Here is a 4597-nt window from a genome sequence, read left to right as displayed (position 1 = left end):
GGTGATATCACGTTGTGATACACCCTCTTAGGAATAAAAGAACTAATTTTGTAAAAACCTGTAACGGCTATTTAGAAGTAGTCATTTATTATTTTATGTTATTTTTTTGGCTTTAAATCATTCCATCCAGTATTTTGTTCTACCCCAAAACCAGCTTGAACCTCTTCATCCGGTATCGGGAAAACGAACTTGGACATTTGATAGTTTGCAACTCCTGCTATCGTTGTTTTTTCGCCAGTTCTACGTAAGTCGAAATAGCGATGGCCTTCTTGAAAGAATTCACGAACACGTTCGTCAGATACAAATTGTATCAGTTCTTCTTTTGAAGAGGGGAGTTCAGATTCAGATGTTATATCCTTGTCTCTTTTTGCGGTGTAGAACAATGCGTTTTGCGCTGCAGAAATATCCACAGTTGATCCTTTTAGATTAGATTCAGCTATAATCAAGTACATTTCTGATTTACGGAACACAGGGATATTACTTACAGCCTGTGCCGTGGCTGTTCCATCAAACTTCATTGGGTGAGTTCCACTGATTAATCCCTTTCGAATATCATTGGATGCTAGTTTACCTCTGGCAAAAGTGGAAATTGTAGCTTTGTAAGATCCATAAAGAGTATTTAATGCATTAGCAGAAAGATTGTCATTATCTGACTTCACAATAGTAAAGATATCTTCTTTTGTGATAGCCGTAGACTTCCACATAGCCACATAGCTTTCAAACGTTTCGTCTGTAGATTTTCGTAAATCTAAGGCTGTTTGAGCAGCAACTTTAGCTCCATCATAGTCTTGCATATATAATTTAGTACGTGCTTCTAACGCATATATAGCTGCTTCGTTGAAGTAATACTGATTTATAGCATTTTTTTCTTTGGCCGATAATTTAGCCATATGCTCCTTTGCTTTGGTAATATCTGCTAAAATCTGCGTATAGGTTTCCCCCACTGTAGATCTTTTTACTTGCTCAAACTCTTTAATCGGTTGCGTGGTTATTAATACAATTCCTTTTTGATCATTTTCAGATCCTGCTTGATAGGGTAAGCCGTAAAGGTTCACAAGCATTAAATTTGCCATTGCCCGTAATGAGTGAAATTGTGAAACGTAACCATGGAGTTGATTTACTTGTGCAGTTGTAAAGTTGTGTTCTTGTGCGCCTCCTATTAAAGCTGTTCCACCGTTTATACCTCTTACGCAACGATCAATAAGATTATATCCTGCTGACCACATATCCAAAACATAGCTGTCGTATTCATTAAATGTCCATTGACTGATTGAAACAAAATGTCCTGAGGAAGCATTGGCAACTGAAATGTCTGAAATCATATCACTTGTAGCCGGTACATTTCTCCCATAAAAAGTGTAGTATCCAAAACGCTGATAGGCTCCGTTTAAACCATTTTGTACATCTTGGATGCCTTTGTAAGCATCCTCAGTTGGTATGTGTTGATAAAGACTTGTATCAAGGCTGCAATACTGGAAACCTATCGCCACCAATATAACTGCTGTATATAATTTTATTATTCTTTTCATAATCTATTCTTTGTTAATAATTAAAAACCTATAGTTGCACCAAATAAAACGTTGCGGGGTACGGGATAGTTCCACCATTGTACTCCGTTGGCTCCAATTCCTGAAGGATCAAATCCACGATAATCTTTTGCACTGAATGTGTATAAGTTGTCAGCATTTACAAACAGCCTAAGATTTTTCATCCCTATATTCTTTATTACACTTTGAGGTAGTGTGTATCCTAAAGAAACTGAACGGAGTTTTAAGTAGCTTGCATCCATTAAGAAACGGGAAGAATGGCTGTGCCAAGTAGCCTGTGTCCCGAAATACAACATAGGTACTTTGGCTATATCTCCCGGTTTTTTCCATCTATTATCGTATACATATGAAGAGAAATTATTTCCATAAGAATTTCCGTATTGTTCATCATAACGGAGGTTATTTCCGTATATTTTGCCTCCGATAGAATAATTTAATTGGAATGCAAAATCGAATCCTTTATACCTTACTGTACTGTTTAATCCTCCTTGGAAATCTGGACTTGCTTTCCCTAAATAACGTTTTTTTGCTTCCCCGTAACTGAATGTTTTTTCATCTCCTTCTTCATTTTTATACCAGGTCCCCCTACCAGTCTCAGGATCAACTCCAGCCCATTCTTTCATTTTGAAAGTGTAAATATCACGTCCCGGTTCAATGATGGTATAAGTACCTTCAATGGGGTTGTCTGTACTTAATTTTATAATTTTATTGATGTTTTTTCCACCATTTAATGATACATTCCATTGTAAATCTTTATTACGGATAATTGCTGCATCAAGAGTAATTTCAAATCCTTTATTGGATAATTCTCCAATATTTCTGTAATAACTTGACAAACCCGTCGTCCGTGATACGGGAACGGCAAATACCATGTCTTTGGTCTTATGGTCATAAATATCTGCTGATAATACGAATCGATTAAAAAGAGTAAAATCTAGTCCTACATTAAATTTAGCAGTTTGCTCCCACTTTAAGTCGTCATTACCAAATTGAACATGTCCACTACCAGGCAAATTATTATAGTTATAACCGAAAGCATATAAATCACGAGCAGCATACCATCCATTCGCTATATCTGCATTTCCTACTTGTTGATTTCCAGATGTCCCGTAACTTGATCTAATGGTCAAATCAGAAAGCCAATCAGAAGCGGATTCCATGAAACTTTCGGCAGAAAGACGATATTTTGCTCCTACAGAAGCGAAAGGTGCCCAGCGATTATTTTTACCAAAACGGGAAGATGCATCGTAACGTAGACTGCCCGATAAATAATATTTATTATCGTAACTGTATTCTCCACGTGAAAAGAAAGACAGTAGTTTTAAATCCATTCTTTCTGTTGAAGCACTTCCAGGTACAGAAGCCAGTGTTACTTCATTTAAATAATCGACCGCATAATTAGAAGCATCTAAATAGGTCTTTTTTAGATTTGTCTGTTGTCCTTCTTGGCCTACTAAAAGATTCAAACTGTGTACGTCATTGAATGTCTTGATATAATTTAACGTGTTGGTTGACGTTAAGAGTATGTTTGCGGTATATCCATTCTCTCCCATTCCCCTCATATCCTTTCCTTGAGGTTGCATAAAAGACCAATATCCGAATTCATCTAAAATATAAGCATCAACACTATTGCGGGTTAAGAAGAATAAATTATCTGTAAAGTTAATTTGCAAATAAGGAGAAAACAATGCCCGGTATTGTTTTGCAGTGCTTTTATCTCCTAAATCACTTCTTTGTGCTACTGGGTTATAGCCGTTTATAGTGCCAAAATTATATGAACCATCTTCATTGTGAACAGGAGAATTAGGGGCTTGCATATATGCTTGGGTAATGGGATCGGAGAAATATCCACCTCCTGCACCCATGTTGGTAATAGTGTAAGATAAGTTAGTATTAAATCCAAACTTTACTATTTTCGACGGAGCCTGATCAAAATTAAAGCGCATGGAATAGCGTTTTAAGTCTTTACCCCTTATGATAGCATCATTTCCCATGTAATCTAATGACATATAATATTTAGGAGCAGTTTCTGTTACACCTCCTCCTTGTAAATCCAGAGTATAGTTTTGTATAAAACCATTGCGCGTTACCTCTTTTAACCAATCGGTGTTAGCCTTATTATCAGGACTTACATCTAATTCAGAATACCAACCTAAGAAATCTCTAGCACCTTCTGTAGTGTATGGTAATCCTAATTCATATGCGTCATTATAAAGATCGAAATAACCCACGCCTCCTACTGTTTGTCCGTAATTGTGTCCATTTAAAGCTGCTTCAATAGACATTTCATAGTATTTTTCACTGTCTACCATACGGTATGATTTTGGAATGTTTGGTAACATTTCTCGTCCCATTTTGGCTGTGAAATTCACCGACAAACCTGCTTTGCCTCGTTTAGTTGTAATCACGATTACTCCATTAGCTGCTCGGGCTCCATAAATAGATGTGGCGGTAGCATCTTTCAATACAGTAACAGATTCAATATCTTCTGAATTTAATGTAGACAATGGAGTAAGTGTTTGTCCTTCGCTTTCGCGCATGCCCACGTTCCCTGATTCAATAGCTACGCCATCAACAACATATAAAGGCTGTGTGCCAGAATTTAACGAGTTTCGTCCACGAATGAATACGGTAGTAGGTGCTCCAGGTTGTCCTGATCCGATACTCATTTGGACACCGGGAACATTCCCTTGTAATGCATTGATTGGGTTTGCTTCAAACTTATTAGCAATTTTTTCACTACTTATAGTTGTAGCTGCTCCCGTAAAGGATCTCTTCGTAGTCACACCGTAACCTGTTACAACTAGTTCTTCCAATAACTCAGTGTCTGTAACTAAAACCACTCGTACATTTCCACTTACAGGTATTTCCTGAGTTGCGTATCCCACATACGAAACAACTAGCGTTCCACCTGTCGGTGCCGATAAATTGAAAATGCCATTAAAGTCAGTCACTGTCCCTTGCGAAGTTCCTTTTACTTGAATGGTTGCACCGATAACGGGTTCACCTGCTTCATCCACCACTGTCCCTCTCACTTGAGTTTGGGCAGC

General features: G+C 37.6%; 2 protein-coding genes. Both read right to left on the bottom strand.

Annotation, left to right across the window (positions count from 1 at the left end; genetic code table 11):
* Nucleotides 1-98 precede the first annotated feature (98 nt).
* Entirely contained in the window at nt 99-1529 is a 1431-nt protein-coding gene (locus tag Q0502_RS11910; protein ID WP_298650991.1) for a RagB/SusD family nutrient uptake outer membrane protein, read from the bottom strand.
* Between the two features lie 20 nt (nt 1530-1549).
* Nucleotides 1550-4597: TonB-dependent receptor (locus Q0502_RS11905; RefSeq protein WP_298650989.1), on the bottom strand; the 3048-nt coding region annotated here is incomplete at its 5' end.

It is taken from the genome of uncultured Proteiniphilum sp. (assembly GCF_937873925.1).
Classification (GTDB): domain Bacteria; phylum Bacteroidota; class Bacteroidia; order Bacteroidales; family Dysgonomonadaceae; genus Proteiniphilum.
This window is presented reverse-complemented; position numbering and strand designations above follow the sequence as displayed.